The sequence below is a fragment of the Burkholderia arboris genome (assembly GCF_902499125.1).
GTDB classification, from domain to species: domain Bacteria; phylum Pseudomonadota; class Gammaproteobacteria; order Burkholderiales; family Burkholderiaceae; genus Burkholderia; species Burkholderia arboris.
The window spans coordinates 43,528-60,569 of sequence record NZ_CABVPX010000016.1 but is presented as its reverse complement, the minus strand read 5'-3'; the positions used below and the strand labels follow the sequence as shown (position 1 = coordinate 60,569).

Here is a 17,042-nt window from a genome sequence, read left to right as displayed (position 1 = left end):
GTCGTGATCAAAAAATTCATCCGCAAGCTGCTCGGCCAGGACGAAAGCGAGCAAACCTCTCCCGCAGCGGCCCCGGCCGACGAAGCGGCCCCTGCTGCCCCGCGCGCGCCGAAGGGCACCCGTGGCGGTGGCGCGAAAAAGCCGCGCAGCAACCATGAGCCGACCGTCGTGCCGGCCAGCGTGCACGGCATCAATCCGGCGCTGATCTCGAAGAACGCGGTGCGCGTGACCGACACGCTGCAGCAGGCAGGCTTTCGCGCGTTCATCGTCGGCGGCGCCGTGCGCGACCTGCTGCTCGGCATCGCGCCGAAGGACTTCGACGTCGCGACCGACGCGACGCCGACCGAAGTCCAGCGCCTGTTCCGCCGCGCGCGCCTGATCGGCCGCCGCTTCCAGATCGTCCACGTGCAGTTCGGCCAGGAACTGATCGAGGTGTCGACGTTCCGCGCGCTGGTCGATGCGCCGCCCGAAGCGGCCGCCGCCGAGCCGCCCAAGCGCCTGAAGCGCGACGAACTCGATCGCCGCACGCACGCGGTCGACGCGAGCGGCCGCGTGCTGCGCGACAACGTGTGGGGCGAGCAGCATGAAGATGCCGCGCGCCGCGACTTCACGATCAACGCGATGTACTACGACCCGTCGACGCAGACGGTGCTCGATTACCACGACGGGATGGCCGACATGCGCGCCCGCCTGTTGCGGATGATCGGCGATCCGGCTACCCGCTTCCGCGAGGATCCGGTGCGGATGCTGCGCGTCGTGCGCTTCGCGGCGAAGCTCGGTTTCGAGATCGAGCCGCACACGCGCGAGCCGATCAACGCGCTCGCCGACCTGATCAACAACGTGCCGGCCGCACGCCTGTTCGACGAAATGCTGAAGCTGCTGCTGTCGGGCCACGCGCTCGCATGCCTGACGCGGCTGCGCAAGGAAGGCCTGCACCACGGGCTGCTGCCGCTCCTCGACGTCGTACTCGAACAGCCGCAGGGCGAGAAGTTCATCACGCTCGCGCTGAACAACACCGACGCGCGCGTGCGCGCCGGCAAGCCGGTGTCGCCGGGCTTCCTGTTCGCGACGCTGCTGTGGCACGACATGCGCCAGCGCTTCGAGCAATACACGGCCGAAGGCGAAATTCCGGTGCCGGCGCTCCATCGCGCGATGGACGACGTGCTCGACATGCAGACCGAGAAACTCGCGATCCACAAACGCTATTCGGCCGACATGCGCGAGATCTGGGGCCTGCAGTTGCGCCTCGAGAAACGCTCGGGCCGCAGCGCGATGCGGCTGCTGGAACACCAAAGGTTTAGAGCGGGGTATGATTTCCTCCTGTTACGCTGCGAATCCGGCGAGCTCGATGCGGAAGTCGGACAGTGGTGGACGGATTTCATCGAAGGCGACGCGGCTGCTCGCGAGGCATTGCTCACGCAGGGCGGCTCGAAGGAAAAATCGCCCCGCAAGCGGCGCCGCCGCGGCGGTGTGCGAAACCGCCAGCCGGGTGAAGGTGCCGCCGAGCAGGCACCGGATACCGCGGGCGGTTCCGACGACTGACGCGCTCGCCGGCGAACGACGTAGGAAGTGATGCCATGACGGTTGCATATATCGGACTGGGGGCGAATCTCGGCGATGCGCGCCAGACCCTGAAGGACGCGGTGGTGTGCCTTGCGCAGCAGCGCACCATCTCGATCCTCGGCAAATCGAGCCTGTATCGCACGGCGCCCTTCGAAGCGGGCGGCGACGACTATTACAACTGCGTCGTCAAGCTCGACACGACGCTGTCGGCCCGTGAGCTGCTCGCGCTCTGCCAGAAGATCGAACATCACTTCGGGCGCGAGCGCCCGTATCGCAATGCGCCGCGCACGCTCGACCTCGACATCCTGCTGTTCGGCGCCGATTCGATCGACGAACCCGACCTGATCGTCCCGCACCCGCGCCTCACCGACCGTGCGTTTGCGCTCGTGCCGCTCGTCGAGATCGAGCCGGCGCTCGACATTCCCGCGCGCGGCCGTGCCGACGCCTTCCTCGCCGCCGTGGCAGACCAGCGCGTCGAGAAGGTGCAAACCTGCCAGTGCCTGATGCAGAAGGCACTCGCTGCCGGCGAAGACGCCGACAAGACCCGCTGCCGATGAACTCGACTCCGCTGACTGTCACCGCGCCCGACCTGCGCGCCCCGCACCGCTATCTCGTGATCGAAGGCCCGATCGGCGTCGGCAAGACGACGCTCGCGCGCCTGCTCGCCGAGCGCTGGTCGATGCAGACGCTGCTCGAACGCCCGCAGGACAACCCGTTCCTCGAACGCTTCTATCGCGACACCGCGCGCTACGCGCTGCCCGTGCAGCTGTCGTTCGCGCTGCAGCGCGCGCAGCAGGCGCGCGAGCTGATCGGCGCGCTCGAAACGGGCCGCCCCGTCATCGCCGATTTCATGCCGCAGAAGAACGACATCTTCGCGCGGCTGAACCTGCCGGAAGACGAATGGCAGCTGTATCGCTCGGTCGCGACGCACGTCGACGTGCCGCAGGCGCCGTCGCCCGACCTCGTCGTCTATCTGCAGGCGAGCCCTGAAGTGCTGTTCTCGCGCATCCAGAAGCGCGGGCTGCCGATGGAGCTGCAGATCAGCGATGCGTACCTGCGCTCGCTCGTCGACGCGTACAACGAATTTTTCTACCACTACGACCGCACGCCGGTGCTGACGGTCGCCGCGGAACACCTGAACCCGCTGGACTCCCCCGAAGATCTCGCCCTGCTGGTCGAGCGCATCGAGACGATGCGCGGCCGCAAGGAATTCTTCGTCAAGGGCGAGACGACGCGCTGACGCGTCCCGCCTGTCGTTCTTCACCCATCGACCCGGATTTCCCATGACCTATCTCCAGGAATCGAGCCGGCCTGCCGTGACGGTGCCCAAGCTGCAGGCAATGCGCGACGCCGGCGAGAAGATCGCGATGCTCACCTGCTACGACGCGAGCTTTTCCGCGCTGCTCGATCGCGCGGGCACCGACGTGCTGCTGATCGGCGATTCGCTCGGCAACGTGCTGCAGGGCCACACGACCACGCTGCCCGTGTCGCTCGACGACATCGCCTATCACACGGCCTGCGTCGCACGCGCGCAGCCGCGCGCGCTGGTCGTCGCCGATCTGCCGTTCGGCACGTACGGCACGCCGGCCGAGGCGTTCGCGAACGCGGTCAAGCTGATGCGCGCGGGCGCGCAGATGGTCAAGCTCGAAGGCGGCGAATGGCTCGCCGAAACGATCCGCTTCCTCGTCGAACGCTCGGTGCCCGTGTGCGCGCACGTCGGCCTCACGCCGCAATCGGTGCATGCGTTCGGCGGCTTCAAGGTGCAGGGCAAGACCGAAGCCGGCGCCGCGCAGCTGCTGCGCGACGCGCGCGCGGTCGAGGACGCGGGCGCGCAACTCGTCGTGCTCGAAGCCGTGCCGACGCTCGTCGCGTCCGAAGTCACGCACATGCTGAAGATTCCGACGATCGGCATCGGCGCGGGCGTCGACTGCTCGGGGCAGGTGCTCGTGCTGCACGACATGCTCGGCGTGTTTCCCGGCAAGCGGCCGCGATTCGTGAAGGACTTCATGCAGGGCCAGCCGAACATTCAGGCGGCCGTCGAAGCTTATGTGAGCGCGGTGAAGGACCGGTCGTTCCCCGGCCCCGAGCATTCGTTCTAATCCGGGCGACAGTGCCGTGGCGCGCTGGCGGCAAGCTGCGGCACACCGCTATTCGCACTGCCCCGATGGACAGCACATACTTTCTAACTCGTCCTATTTCTGCTCGCCTTCGTCGCTGAAACCATCCAGCCTTCGTCAATCGAAGGAGCGACAAAGATGGCTCACGTGTATGAGAAGGCGACTGAACTCGTCGGGCAAAAGCTCGCAGGCGACGGAGAATGCGTCGCGCCGGTCAAAATTTACGCTTCCGTCGGCCCCACCGCCATCTGGCGCCCGGAGAAAAAAGCAAGCGGCGATCAGAGTCTCCGCGTTGGAACCGTCATTGCAACGTTCGAGAACGATCGCTACCCAAGCCGACCACACGGCAATCATGCAGCGTTCTATCTAGGCCAGGATGTCCGAGGTATCCACGTCGTTGAACAATGGCGTTCACTCAAGGCAATTCAGAGAAGAGGCATTCCGTTCAAAGGCAAGGACAAAAACGGCCGTTACATCGATCCGAGCAATAACGCCGATGCATTTTCGGTCGTGAAATGACGATGTTCATCCGCCCAACACCGAATCGGCTGCTCACCATCGCCGCGCTCGCATGCAGTCCGCTCGCCGCGTTACCCGCGTTCGCGGCAAGCACGGATTGCCCCACACGCATTGCCGTTACCCAGCAACTCGATGGTCAACCACCCGATGGCTGGAAAAACTTCGACACGCAAAACACCTATCCACTTGCCAGCGTCACCTTCTGGTCAGGGCCGCCGGATCGGATGATGTCGTTGCGGCCGAACCGCTCGCGTTCCGAGTCAAAAAGCGACATTCATATCTGGTCGCTTGCCGAAAACCGTGAAGACTACTGGGTTTCGTGCGACTACGGCAATACGAGCGTCGTAATCGCACGGCCACTGGGCAAACAGGCACAGACTTGCATCGCACGCTACAAAAGTGGGCACGCCATCGTACAAAGCTGGCAATGTACGCCGCAAAGGTAATCCGCGTTCAGGCCGGTGCGCAGCCGTGAATCAGCCGCGCTGCAATCGGCCCGCGCAACGCATTGCAGATCATCAACTCATCCGCGTTCAGCACATCATCGAGCATCAGCGCGCGCTCTTTTGCGCCTAGTGTCGGATCGTCGAGCAGCACGCCGCGCATCACGCCTGGCAGCACGCCGGACGCGAGGGGCGGCGTCACCCACTGGCCGTCGAGCTTCACGAACAGGTTCGAGCGCCCGCCTTCCGTCACCTCGCCGCGCTCGTTGACGAACAGCATGTCGAAGCCGCCCAGCGCTTCCGCCGCCTGCCACGCGCGGTCATATTCGGCGCGGCGCGTGGTCTTGTGCAGCAGCAGCGCATCGCTCGCGCGGGTCGGTGCGAAACCGTGCGCGGACGCCAGCATCACGCCGACCGGCCCTGCCGGCAACGCCTTGAGCGCCGCCGCGACGATTTCGACCGTGCCGTCCTTCGCGAGCGCGAGCTTCATCCGGTAAGCATCGCCGCCGTCGAGCGCCGCGCAGCGCGCGTCGATCTCGCGGCGCAACGCGTCGGCGTCGAAGCGGAAGCCGAACGCATCCGCGCTGCGCTGCAGCCGGGCGAGATGGCGGTCGAGATGGCGAATACCGTCCGCACGCGTGGCGGCCGTCGTTTCGAACAGCTGGAAGCCGGGATCGGCGTCCGTCAGGAATCGTGCCTTCAATTCGCACTCCGCATATTCGTCGGCCGCGACGCTGTCGAGCACGATGCCCGCGCCGACACCCATCGAGCCGCGGCGCCGACCGGTGATTGGCGTTGCCGGATTGCGTGCTTCGGCGCCGGCACCGGTCGCACCTTCGCGGTCAGCACCGTCGCCCGCAGCATCGAGCGTCAACGTGCGGATCGCGACCGACAGGCAGAAGTCGCCACAACCGGCCAGGCGATCACCCGTCGCGTCGGAATCGGCGCCTTGCTTCACGGCGTCGAGCCAGCCGATCGCGCCCGTATAAAGCCCGCGCGGCGTCGACTCGATCGCATCGATCAGCTGCATCGTCTTGTACTTCGGCGCGCCCGTGATCGACCCACATGGAAACAGCGCGCGCAGCATCTGCGCGAACGTCGTGCCATCGCGCCAGCCGGCCTCGACCGTCGACGTCATCTGCCACACCGACGCATACGGTTCGACGGAGAACAGCGCCGGCACCTTGACGGTGCCGGTTCGCGCGATCCGCGACACGTCGTTGCGCAGCAGGTCGACGATCATCACGTTTTCCGCGCGGTTCTTCGGATCGTTCGCGAGGAACGCGGCAGCTGCCGCGTCGTCGCGCGGATCGGCCGACCGCGGCGCGGTGCCCTTCATCGGCCGCGCGCGCAGCACGTCGCCGTGCTTCTCGACGAACAGTTCCGGCGAACACGACACGACCCACGCGCCGCCGGGCAGCGCGATCAGCGCGCCGTACCGCACGGGCTGGCGCGCGCGCAGCCGCCGGTACAGCGCGAGCGGCGTGCCGAATACGTCGAAATTCAGCCGGTACGTGTAGTTGACCTGGTACGAATCGCCCGCGCGCAACGCGTCGTGCACCGCGGCGATCGCCGCGTCGAACGCGTCGCGCGATACACTTTTCGCGACATGCGCGACACCCGCGATCGACGGCGCGCCGCCGCCGTCCTGCTGCGCAAGCCACGCGTCGACTTCGTCGCGCGACAGGCGCTCGCAATGCGCATACAGCAAAAAGCGCAGCGGGGCATGGCCCGGCTGCGCTCGTTGCAGGTTGCGTCCGAATTCGTAATCGCCGACGACGACCGCGTGCAGCCCGTCGCGCAGGTCCTGCGCGACCGCCGCATCGATTTCGTCGAGCTGCGCCGGGTCCGTGCACACGCGTTCGTGCACGAAGCCCGAATACAAACGACTCGACCGCGCGGACGCGGTCGAGTCGCAATCGTCCAAGAGCGCGAACGACGCGCTCTCGTTGCCTTCAGTCATGCTTTACTCGAAGAAGCTCTTCACACGGTCAAACCAGCTCTTGCTCTGCGGGCTGTGACGCGCGCCGCCCTCGGCCAGCGATTTCTCGAACTGCTTGAGCAGGTCGCGCTGGTTGTCGGTCAGTTTCACGGGCGTCTCGACCTGCACGTGCACGTACAGATCGCCCGCGATGCTCGAACGCAGCCCCTTGATGCCCTTGCCGCGCAGGCGGAACGTCTTGCCCGACTGCGTGCCTTCCGGCACCGGGAACGATGCACGGCCGGCCAGCGTCGGCACTTCGATCTCGCCGCCGAGCGCGGCGGTCGTGAACGGGATCGGCATCTGGCAGTGAAGATCGTCGCCGTCGCGCTCGAACACCGAGTGCGGCTTGATGTGGATCTCGACGTACAGGTCGCCCGGCGGCCCGCCGTTGATGCCCGGCTCGCCGTTGCCGGCCGAGCGGATCCGCATCCCGTCGTCGATCCCGGCCGGGATCTTCACTTCGAGCGTCTTGGTTTCCTTCACCTTGCCCGACCCGTGGCAATGCACGCACGGCTCGGGAATGTAGGTGCCCGTGCCATGACACTTCGGGCAGGTCTGCTGGATGCTGAAGAAGCCCTGCGACATGCGCACCGTGCCCTGGCCATGACAGGTCGGGCAGGTTTCCGGCTTCGTGCCGGGCTTCGCGCCCGACCCGTGGCACACCTCGCACGATACCCAGCTCGGCACGCGGATCTGCGTGTCGTAGCCGTGCGCAGCTTGCTCGAGCGTGATTTCCATGCTGTAGCGCAGGTCGGCGCCGCGGTACACCTGCGGGCCGCCACGGCCGCCGCGCGCGGCGCCGCCCGCAGCCTGACCGAAGATGTCGCCGAAGATGTCGCCGAACGCATCCGCGAAGCCGCCGAAGCCCTGTGCACCCGCACCGCCCATGTTCGGATCGACGCCCGCGTGGCCGTACTGGTCGTACGCGGCCCGCTTCTGACCATCCGACAGCATTTCATAGGCTTCCTTCACCTCTTTGAAATGCTCTTCCGCATCCTTGTTGTCCGGATTGCGGTCAGGGTGATACTTCATCGCAAGCTTGCGATATGCCTTCTTGATTTCGTCGTCGCTCGCATTCTTCGCGACGCCCAGAACCTCGTAGTAATCCCGTTTCGCCATATCGATTCACTGTGCCGCCACGCATCGCGCACGCGGCGGCTCCTTTCGCCTGCAGTAAAGTCTCTCGACTCGTCTGGCGCTGCGCCGTCCGCGGACGGCTCGCGCAGCACCCGCCAAAAAACAAATGTGCCCGGAGGGCCGCGAAGCCCGCCAGGCGTGGAGTCGATCCGGCCATCCGGAAGGAAAGACAGACCGCTTTTCAGCCGCTGGTCAGTCGCGCCGCGCGCGTTTCCACGCGCGGCGTGCGGTGCCATTGCAACCCGGCTTAGTCCTTCTTCACTTCCTTGAACTCGGCGTCGACGACGTCGTCGGCAGCCTGCTGTGCGCCACCCGCGTGGGCCGCGCCTTCCGCTGCACCGGCCGCGCCAGCCGCACCTGCCTGCTGGGCCTGCATGTCGGCGTACATCTTCTCGCCGAGCTTCTGCGACACCTTGCCGAGTTCCTCGACCTTCGCGTCGATCGCCGCCTTGTCGGCCGACGTGTCCTTCAGCACTTCCTCGAGCGACTTCAGCGACGCTTCGATCGCTTCCTTCTCGCCCGCGTCCAGCTTGTCGCCGTACTCGGACAGCGCCTTCTTCGTGCTGTGGACCAGTGCATCGCCCTGGTTGCGCGAATCGGCCAGCTCGCGCAGCTTGTGGTCTTCCGCTGCGTTCGCTTCCGCGTCCTTGATCATCTGGTCGATTTCAGCTTCGGACAGGCCCGAGTTCGCCTTGATCGTGATCTTGTTTTCCTTGCCGGTCGCCTTGTCCTTCGCGCCGACGTGCAGGATGCCGTTCGCGTCGATGTCGAAGGTCACTTCGATCTGCGGCACGCCACGCGGTGCGGGCGGGATGCCTTCGAGGTTGAACTCGCCGAGCAGCTTGTTGCCCGCTGCCATTTCGCGCTCGCCCTGGAACACCTTGATCGTCACGGCGCCCTGGTTGTCGTCGGCCGTCGAGTACACCTGTGCGTGCTTCGTCGGGATCGTCGTGTTCTTGCTGATCATCTTCGTCATCACGCCGCCGAGCGTCTCGATACCGAGCGACAGCGGGGTCACGTCGAGCAGCAGCACGTCCTTGCGGTCGCCCGACAGGACCTGGCCCTGGATCGCCGCGCCGACTGCGACGGCTTCGTCCGGGTTCACGTCACGGCGCGGATCCTTGCCGAAGAACTCCTTCACCTTTTCCAGCACCTTCGGCATGCGCGTCTGGCCGCCGACCAGGATCACGTCGTCGATGTCCGACACCTTGACGCCTGCGTCCTTGATCGCGATGCGGCACGGTTCGATCGTGCGCTCGACGAGGTCTTCCACCAGCGCTTCCAGCTTCGCGCGGGTGATCTTCAGGTTCAAGTGCTTCGGGCCCGACGCGTCCGCCGTGATGTACGGCAGGTTGATTTCGGTCTGCTGGCTCGACGACAGCTCGATCTTCGCCTTTTCAGCGGCTTCCTTCAGGCGCTGCAGCGCGAGCACGTCCTTCGACAGGTCGACGCCCTGCTCCTTCTTGAACTCGCCGATGATGTAATCGATGATGCGCTGGTCGAAGTCTTCGCCGCCGAGGAACGTGTCGCCGTTGGTCGACAGCACTTCGAACTGCATTTCGCCGTCGACGTCCGCGATCTCGATGATCGACACGTCGAACGTGCCGCCGCCGAGGTCATACACGGCGATCTTTCGATCGCCCTTCTCGACCTTGTCGAGACCGAACGCGAGCGCGGCTGCGGTCGGCTCGTTGATGATCCGCTTGACTTCGAGGCCTGCGATGCGGCCGGCGTCCTTGGTCGCCTGGCGCTGGCTGTCGTTGAAGTACGCCGGCACCGTGATCACGGCTTCCGTGACCGGCTCGCCGAGGTAGTCTTCGGCCGTCTTCTTCATCTTGCGCAGCACTTCCGCCGAAACCTGCGGCGGCGCGAGCTTTTCGCCGTGCGCTTCAACCCATGCGTCGCCGTTGTCGGCCTTGACGATGGTGTACGGCATCAGGCCGATGTCCTTCTGGACTTCCTTCTCTTCGAAGCGGCGGCCGATCAGGCGCTTCACGGCGAACAGCGTGTTCTTCGGGTTGGTCACCGACTGACGCTTGGCCGGCGCGCCGACGAGCACTTCGTTGTCGTCCATGTAGGCGATGATCGACGGCGTGGTGCGCGTGCCTTCCGAGTTCTCGATGACCTTGACCTGGTTGCCTTCCATGATGGCGACGCACGAGTTCGTGGTGCCGAGGTCAATACCGATGATCTTTCCCATTTTTCCTAATCTCCAGAAATGCTTGTTTGCTGCACGAAACCCCGCGTTTTTGGGCGGTTTCGCACGCCAGAATTCAACTCTGTTCCCGAAATGCGTCCGTCCGGTCCGTTTTCAAGACCCGACGAGCGATGCGGATATTAAATTTTTTCAATCGCCGCCGGCCAGCGGATCGCCGCCCGGCGGATCGCCGGCCGCCGCCGCGACCTTCGCCCGCGCCGCCGACACGGCCGCCTGGAACTGCGCGAGGCCATGCCAGCCCGTCGCGCGGCCCAGCCGCTTGCCGCGGTGGAAGAAGAACCACGTCGGCACGCCGTGCAGCCCGAAGCGGCGCCCCAGCTGATGGTGTTCGTACACGTTGCAATGGAACCACTTCAGATCCAGCGCGCGGATCGCGTCGGGCTGGGCGAGCATCGCCTTCTTCGCGATCTCGCAGTTGAAGCAGTCGACGCCCCAGAAGAACACCACCGCCAGCGCGTCGCCCGCGCCGCCGATGGCCGCGTCGAACGTGCCGGCGTCGAGCGCCTGCATGTCGAACGCGTCGAACGCGGCCGGATCGACGCCGGCGGGCACCATCCCGGCAGCCTTACTTCGGCTGGGCGACGGTGACGAGCGCCGGACGCAGCACGCGGTCGGCGATCGTATAGCCCTTTTGCAGCACGGTGACGACGGTGTTCGGCTCCTGATCGGCCGGCACCATCGAAATCGCCTGGTGCTGATGCGGATCGAACTTCTCGCCGACCGGGTTGAGCGCGACGACGCGGCCCTTCTCGAGCGCGCTCGTCAGCTGGCGCAGCGTCAGCTCGACGCCTTCGCGGACCTTCGCGATGTCGCCGGACGTGTCGCTGACGGCCGCTTCCAGGCTGTCCAGCACCGGCAGCAGGTGTTCCGCGAAGCTCTCGATCGCGAACTTGTGCGCCTTCGACACGTCGTCCTGCGCGCGGCGGCGGACGTTCTCGGTCTCGGCCTTCGCCCGCAGGTAGCTCTCCTGCAGCTCGGCGACCTTGGCTTGAGCCTCCGCGAGCGCCGCGTCGGCTGCTTCGGCGGCGGGAGCGGCGCCTTGCGCCGCCTGCTTCTCGCTGCCGATGTCTTCGGCCGATTGGGTAGCCGGGTTCTCTTGCGTGTTTTCCATGTCGCTGAAAGTCGATTAGAGGTTGAAGCCAAATCGGCAACCGCCGGACCGTATACCCGGCGGAACCGCACATTGTTGGTGCAAATAAGGGCGAAAACTGCGATTTCAAGAGGGTTATTCGCCGGCATTCGCCAATGCCGCGAAACAACCGCGCCGCCCGGCGGTGCGTGGCCCGCACAGTCCACCAGATCGGGCGAAACCGGCTGTAACAACGCTTACCTGGCAAGTACTAGCTTGGCACAGGCCCGCTGCACTACACTCCAGTCAAGCGTCGGAAAAGCGTGTTTACCCCTAGCTGACCGCCGCCTGACATCCACCTGGCGCCGTTTTCACCCTTGAGCCCGAGGGGAGTACCGTGAAACTGACCTTTGCGATATCGGTGGTCGCGCTGGTACTCATTGCCGGCACCACCACCATCTGCCTGTCCGGAGCCGTTACCGACCGCACGACCGAATACGGCAGCGCGCGGGCGACATTCGACCAGATGTTCAGCGCCCACCCGAAAATCTGTCGATGATGCGCCGGTCGCGCTTCGTCGGCCGGCCGTGCAGTTCGGCCGCCGGCTCGCGATACGTGCGGCGCCGCTCCAGTTCGGCGAGCCGCGCGGCCCGCCCTGCTTCCGTTTCCGCGTAAAGCGCCTGCGCGACGCTCGCAGGCCCGCGCACGTCGCACACGCCCAGCACGGCAATGTGCCAGACGATGCCGTCGATCGCAATCTCCACCTCGTCGCCCACCCGCACGTCCTTCGCCGGCTTGATCGCCGCGCCGCCGATCTTCACGTGCCCCTTGTCGACCGCATCGGTCGCGAGCGAGCGCGTCTTGAAGAAGCGGGCCGCCCATAGCCATTTGTCGATGCGCAGCTTCGCGCCGGGGTCCGTGGAAATCTGGTAGTTCATGTCAGCCTCCGCCGGGCTGCCCCAAGGAGGCTGACCGCCCCCTCGGGGGGCAGCGAGCAAAGTGAGCGTGGGGATCGTTTCATCTCAGTTCACCGTTTCGGGCTGCGCGGCCTTGACCGGCCAGCCCTGCAGATTCTCGGCGACGATCTCGCCGACCGCGCCGATCCACGCGGGCGCGCCGTTCAGGCACGGAATGCGGTGGAACGTCTTGCCGCCGCCGGCGAGGAACGCGTCGCGCACTTCCATGCCGATCTCCTCGATCGTCTCCAGGCAATCGGCCGTGAAACCAGGACAGAACACGTCGGCCCGCCGCACGCCGGCCTCGCCGAACTCGCGCAGCGTCGGCGCGGTGTACGGCTGCAGCCATTCGGCCTTGCCGAAGCGCGACTGGAACGTCACGCGGCATTCGGTCGTCGACAGCCCGAGCGCGGCCATCAGCAACGCGCCCGTCTGCTGGCACTGGTCGTGATACGGGTCGCCGAGGTCGAGCGTGCGCTTCGGCACGCCGTGGAAACTCAGCACGAGCTTGTCGCCGGCCGCGAAATCGGGGCGGCCGTGCTGCGCCCAGTACTGGCGCACCTGCTCGGCCAGCGCATGGATATAGGCCGGATGGTCGGCGTAATGCCGTACCGTGCGCACTTCCGGCTGGTTGCGCATGCGCGCGAGCGCGTCGAAGGCGGCATCGAAGGCGGTGGCCGTGGTCGACGCCGAGTATTGCGGATACATCGGCATCAGCAGCACGCGCTCGACGCCCGCGCGCTTGAACTGCGCGAGTGCGTGCGAAATGCTGGGGCTGCCGTAGCGCATCGCGTAGTCGACCGTCACGTGATAGCCGTTCGACGTGAGCAGGTGCCGCACGCTGTCGGTCTGGCGCTCGGTGTACACGCGCAGCGGCGAGCCCTCGGGCATCCAGACGGCCGCGTATTTCTTCGCGGACGCGCGGCCGCGCAGCGGCAGGATCAGCGTGCGCAGCAGCACCTGCCAGACGGCCTGCGGAATCTCGACGACGCGCGGATCCGACAGGAATTCGGCGAGGTAGCGCCGCACCGCACGCGGCGTGGGCGCGTCGGGCGTGCCGAGATTGATCAGCAGCACACCGATGCGATGGGCAGCCGCGATGCTCGAAGGCGGCTCAAGATCGAAACGCATGGGCAAGAACGTGCTCGGGGCACGGGACCGGACGGCTCTCAATTATAGCGGGCCGCCCCGTGCCGTTCGGCCGACTGTCGGCGCGTGCGGCATTGCGACACGATGACGGGGCGGGATCAGGCTGCCGATTGCAGCCTATTGCTGGCTCAGCGTGAGCGACAGCAGGCGCGCGGTGATGTCGACGATCGGGATCACGCGGTTGTACGCCATGCGGGTCGGGCCGATCACGCCGAGCGTGCCGACGATCTGCCCGTTCACCTCGTAAGGCGCGGTGACGACGCTCATTTCCTCGATCGGCACGAGCGTCGATTCGCCGCCGATGAAGATCTGCACGCCCTGGGCGTGGCTCGACACGTCGAGCAGTTGCAGGAGGCCCGTCTTTTGGTCGAACACGTCGAACAGCTTGCGCAGCCGCGCCATGTCGGACGACAGATCCGCCACTTCGAGCAGGTTGCGCTCGCCGGAAATCAGCACGGTGTCCTCGGTGTCGGGCACCTCGGTACTGGCCGTCACGGCCGCGTGCATCAGCGTGGTCATGTCGCCGCGCAGCTGGTCGATCTCGTCGCGCAGGCGGCGGCGCACCTCGTCGAACGACAGGCCGGCGAAATGCGCGTTGATGTAATTGGACGCCTCGGTCAGCTGCGACGGCGAATAGTCGCGCGGCGTCGCGAGCATCCGGTTCTGCACGTCGCCCTCGGGCGTGACGATGATCAGCAGGATGCGCTTGTCGGACAGGCGCATGAACTCGATCTGCTTGAACACGTGGCTGCGGCGCGGCGTCAGCACGACGCCCGCGAACTGCGACAGGTTCGACAGCACGCTCGCGGCGGCCGCGACCACCCGCTGCTGCGGCTCGCCGGCCTGCAGCGTGTTCTGCACCTGCCGCGCGACGGCTTCGGCGTCGATCGGCGCCTCGACCGTCAGCATCGTGTCGACGAACAGCCGGTAGCCGCGCGGCGTCGGCACGCGGCCGGCCGACGTGTGCGGGCTCGACACGAGGCCGAGCTCCTCCAGGTCGGACATCACGTTGCGGATCGTCGCCGGGCTCAGCTCGAGCCCGGAATAACGGGACAACGTGCGCGATCCGACTGGCTGACCGTCGGCGATATACCGTTCGATCAGGGTTTTCAGGAGGGTTCGTGCGCGAGGATCTAGCATGGTGGAAAATTTTAGCGCAACCGCGCGACCGCGGCGAGTGGCGTCTCCCTCCGTTGCGCGGGCCGGCCCGATCCGGCCCCTTCGGCGCACAGCCGGTTCTTTTCGTCAACGAGCTATGGTGTAATGCCGGCATGAAAACCGGTAATCAGTTCAATACTGTCGCGCTCGTCGGCCGGAGCAACACGCCCGTCATCGCCGAGCCGCTCGCCACGCTGGCTGCCAGCATCGCGAAGCTCGGCTTCGAGGTCGTGTTCGAAGGCGATACCGCGCGCGAAATCGGCATCACCGGCTACCCGGCGCTCACCCCGGCCGAAATCGGGGCGCGAGCGGATGTGGCGGTGGTGCTCGGCGGCGACGGCACGATGCTCGGCATCGGCCGCCAGCTTGCGCCGTACCGGACACCGCTGATCGGGATCAACCACGGGCGGCTCGGCTTCATCACGGACATCGCCGCGGCCGACATGCACGCGCTCGTTCCCGTGATGCTGGCCGGCAAGTTCGAGCGCGAGGAGCGCGCGCTGCTCGAGGCGCGGATCATGCGCGACGGCGAACCGATCTACCACGCAATCGCGTTCAACGACGTCGTCGTGAACCGCAGCGGCTTCTCCGGGATGGTCGAGCTGCGCGCGTCGGTCGACGGCCGGTACATGTACAACCAGCGTTCGGACGGCCTGATCGTCGCGACGCCGACCGGCTCGACCGCCTACGCGCTGTCGTCGGCCGGCCCGATTCTTCACCCGCAGCTGGCGGGCATCGTGCTCGTGCCGATCGCGCCGCATGCGCTGTCGAACCGGCCGATCGTGCTGCCCGACGATTCGAAAATCGCGATCCAGATCGTCGGCGGGCGCGACGTCAACGTGAACTTCGACATGCAGTCGTTCACGTCGCTCGAACTGAACGACACGATCGAGGTGCGCCGCTCGAAGCACACGGTGCCGTTCCTGCACCCGGTCGGCTACAGCTACTACACGACGCTGCGCAAGAAGCTGCACTGGAACGAACACGCCTCGAACGAAGACGACAAGGCGTCCTGACGCCGCTCCGCCCTACATCATGCTCCGCCACCTCTCGATCCGCGACTTCGTCATCGTGGCCGCGCTCGATCTCGAATTCGACAGCGGCTTTTCCGTCTTTTCCGGCGAAACCGGCGCCGGGAAATCGATCCTGATCGACGCCCTCGCCCTCGCGCTCGGCGAACGTTCCGACGCGAGCGTCGTGCGTACCGGCTGCGGCCGCGCCGACATCACGGCCGAATTCACGCCGCACGACCGCGTCGCGCGCTGGCTCGACGAACACGCGTTCGACGCCGAGGACACCGTGATGCTGCGCCGCGTGATCGACGCGAATGGCCGTTCGCGCGCGTTCATCAACGGCACCAGCGCGACGCTCGCACAGCTGCGCGAACTCGGCGAGATGCTCGTCGACATCCACGGCCAGCACGCGCACCAGTTGCTGATGCGGCCCGACGCGCAGCGCGAGCTGTTCGACACGCACGCGGGGCTCGTCGCCGATGCGGCGAACGTCGCACGCGCATGGCGCGTGTGGCGCGACGCGACGCAGGCGATCGACGCCGCGAAGGCGCACGAGCGCGAGTTGCAGCTCGAACGCGAAAAGCTCGCGTGGCAGCTCGCCGAGCTTGACAAGCTCGCGCCGCAGCCCGGCGAATGGGACGAAGTCAGCAACGAACACAAGCGGTTGTCGCATTCGGCGAACCTGATCGAAGGCGTGCGCGGCGCGCTCAACGCGCTGTCCGAATCCGACGACGCGATGCTCCCGCAACTCGGCGCGATCGTGTCGAAGCTGCGCAGCCTGGCCGACTACGACACCTCGCTCAGCGATGCGCTCGCGTCGCTCGAACCGGCCGAGATCCAGTTGCAGGAAGCCGTCTATTCGCTGTCGCACTATGCGCAGCGCGCCGATCTCGATCCCGAGCGGCTCGCGCAGGTCGAAACGCGGCTCGATGCGTTGCACTCGACCGCCCGCAAGTTCCGGCTGCCGCCCGACACGCTGCACGAGGAACATGCGGCGCGCCGCGCGCAGCTCGTCGCGCTCGACGCAGCCGCCGATCTCGGCGCGCTCGAAGCGACGCAGGCCAAGGCGCGCGAAGCCTATCTCGCCGACGCCCGGCACCTGTCCAAGGCGCGCGCGCAGGCCGCGAAGGCGCTCGGTACGGCCGTCACGACCGGCATGCAGGAATTGTCGATGGCGGGCGGCAGTTTCGAAGTCGCACTCGTGCCGCTTGCCGACGGCGGTCCGCACGGGCTCGAGCAGGTCGAATTCCGCGTCGCCGGGCATCCGGGCGTGCCGCTGCGGCCGCTCGCGAAGGTCGCGTCGGGCGGCGAACTCGCGCGGATCAGCCTCGCGCTCGCGGTCATCGCGAGCGCGGCAAGCCCGACGCCGACGCTGATCTTCGACGAAGTCGATACGGGGATCGGCGGCGGCGTCGCCGAAGTGGTCGGCCGCCTGCTGCACCAGCTCGGGCGCGACCGCCAGGTGCTGTGCGTGACGCACCTGCCGCAGGTCGCCGCGCGCGGCGACCATCACTTCCAGGTCGCGAAGGGCGCCGACGATCGCGGCGGCACGGTGTCGACGGTCGTCGCACTCGACCGCGCCAACCGGATCGAGGAAGTCGCGCGGATGCTCGGCGGGCTCGAGATCACCGCCACCACCCGCAAGCACGCGAAGGAAATGCTGGCGGCCTGACGCGGCCGCCTGCTCCGTTCAAGCCGAACGGGTTCGCACATTGG

The 17,042-nt window shown here is 66.5% G+C and carries 17 protein-coding genes; 9 read left to right on the top strand and 8 right to left on the bottom strand.

Features of this window, described 5'->3' with window-relative positions:
• The first annotated feature begins 3 nt into the window (after positions 1–3).
• The 6 genes from pcnB to BLA15945_RS20090 all read left to right on the top strand — a co-directional run bounded on the left by pcnB (position 4) and on the right by BLA15945_RS20090 (position 4,645).
• Positions 4–1,542: a polynucleotide adenylyltransferase PcnB gene (pcnB, locus tag BLA15945_RS20115; RefSeq protein ID WP_174993220.1), complete on the top strand. Its 1,539-nt coding sequence runs from the start codon at positions 4–6 to the stop codon at positions 1,540–1,542.
• 35 nt (positions 1,543–1,577) lie between these two features.
• Entirely contained in the window at positions 1,578–2,120 is a 543-nt protein-coding gene (gene folK / locus BLA15945_RS20110; RefSeq protein WP_006476832.1) for a 2-amino-4-hydroxy-6-hydroxymethyldihydropteridine diphosphokinase, read from the top strand.
• On the top strand, positions 2,117–2,803 hold the full coding sequence (locus tag BLA15945_RS20105; protein WP_059236000.1) for a deoxynucleoside kinase: 687 nt from the start codon (positions 2,117–2,119) through the stop codon (positions 2,801–2,803). The genes folK and BLA15945_RS20105 overlap by 4 nt, the downstream gene beginning before the upstream one ends.
• Positions 2,804–2,846: 43 nt before the next feature.
• Positions 2,847–3,662: a 3-methyl-2-oxobutanoate hydroxymethyltransferase gene (panB, locus tag BLA15945_RS20100; protein WP_059236002.1), complete on the top strand. Its 816-nt coding sequence runs from the start codon at positions 2,847–2,849 to the stop codon at positions 3,660–3,662.
• Between the two features lie 156 nt (positions 3,663–3,818).
• Positions 3,819–4,199, top strand: coding sequence for a BPSL0067 family protein (locus BLA15945_RS20095; protein ID WP_174993219.1), 381 nt, complete (start codon positions 3,819–3,821; stop codon positions 4,197–4,199).
• Positions 4,196–4,645 (top strand): STY0301 family protein, encoded by a 450-nt coding sequence (locus tag BLA15945_RS20090; RefSeq protein ID WP_174993218.1) that lies wholly within the window; start codon positions 4,196–4,198, stop codon positions 4,643–4,645. The genes BLA15945_RS20095 and BLA15945_RS20090 overlap by 4 nt, the downstream gene beginning before the upstream one ends.
• Positions 4,646–4,652: 7 nt before the next feature.
• On the opposite strand, the gene BLA15945_RS20085 is transcribed toward BLA15945_RS20090, so the two are convergent.
• The 5 genes from BLA15945_RS20085 to grpE form a co-directional block, all read right to left on the bottom strand.
• Positions 4,653–6,605: a chorismate-binding protein gene (locus BLA15945_RS20085; protein WP_174993217.1), complete on the bottom strand. Its 1,953-nt coding sequence runs from the start codon at positions 6,603–6,605 to the stop codon at positions 4,653–4,655.
• A 3-nt stretch (positions 6,606–6,608) separates the two neighbouring features.
• Positions 6,609–7,745, bottom strand: coding sequence for a molecular chaperone DnaJ (gene dnaJ, locus BLA15945_RS20080; protein ID WP_043189531.1), 1,137 nt, complete (start codon positions 7,743–7,745; stop codon positions 6,609–6,611).
• A 265-nt stretch (positions 7,746–8,010) separates the two neighbouring features.
• The gene (gene dnaK, locus BLA15945_RS20075; RefSeq protein WP_174993216.1) at positions 8,011–9,963 is read right to left on the bottom strand and encodes a molecular chaperone DnaK; all 1,953 of its coding nucleotides are present in this window, start codon (positions 9,961–9,963) and stop codon (positions 8,011–8,013) included.
• Between the two features lie 147 nt (positions 9,964–10,110).
• Positions 10,111–10,536, bottom strand: a complete 426-nt coding sequence (locus tag BLA15945_RS20070; RefSeq protein ID WP_059236007.1) for a thioredoxin family protein — start codon at positions 10,534–10,536, stop codon at positions 10,111–10,113.
• 10 nt (positions 10,537–10,546) lie between these two features.
• Positions 10,547–11,092, bottom strand: coding sequence for a nucleotide exchange factor GrpE (gene grpE, locus BLA15945_RS20065; protein ID WP_059236009.1), 546 nt, complete (start codon positions 11,090–11,092; stop codon positions 10,547–10,549).
• A 355-nt stretch (positions 11,093–11,447) separates the two neighbouring features.
• Here grpE and BLA15945_RS20060 point away from each other — a divergent pair, with 355 nt between their 5' ends.
• Positions 11,448–11,609, top strand: a complete 162-nt coding sequence (locus tag BLA15945_RS20060) for a hypothetical protein (protein ID WP_174993215.1) — start codon at positions 11,448–11,450, stop codon at positions 11,607–11,609.
• Here the strand turns inward: BLA15945_RS20060 and BLA15945_RS20055 are convergent.
• The 3 genes from BLA15945_RS20055 to hrcA form a co-directional block, all read right to left on the bottom strand.
• Positions 11,581–11,988, bottom strand: coding sequence for an RNA-binding S4 domain-containing protein (locus BLA15945_RS20055; RefSeq protein WP_174993214.1), 408 nt, complete (start codon positions 11,986–11,988; stop codon positions 11,581–11,583). The genes BLA15945_RS20060 and BLA15945_RS20055 overlap by 29 nt on opposite strands.
• A gap of 84 nt (positions 11,989–12,072) precedes the next feature.
• Entirely contained in the window at positions 12,073–13,137 is a 1,065-nt protein-coding gene (gene hemH, locus BLA15945_RS20050) for a ferrochelatase (protein WP_059236013.1), read from the bottom strand.
• A gap of 135 nt (positions 13,138–13,272) precedes the next feature.
• A complete protein-coding gene (gene hrcA / locus BLA15945_RS20045) occupies positions 13,273–14,295 on the bottom strand; it encodes a heat-inducible transcriptional repressor HrcA (RefSeq protein WP_011544637.1) in 1,023 nt (340 codons plus the stop codon).
• A 131-nt stretch (positions 14,296–14,426) separates the two neighbouring features.
• Between hrcA and BLA15945_RS20040 the strand changes: the two genes are divergently transcribed.
• Positions 14,427–15,329, top strand: a complete 903-nt coding sequence (locus BLA15945_RS20040; RefSeq protein ID WP_059236015.1) for an NAD kinase — start codon at positions 14,427–14,429, stop codon at positions 15,327–15,329.
• A gap of 19 nt (positions 15,330–15,348) precedes the next feature.
• On the top strand, positions 15,349–16,998 hold the full coding sequence (recN, locus tag BLA15945_RS20035; RefSeq protein WP_059236017.1) for a DNA repair protein RecN: 1,650 nt from the start codon (positions 15,349–15,351) through the stop codon (positions 16,996–16,998).
• The last annotated feature ends 44 nt before the right edge of the window (positions 16,999–17,042 follow it).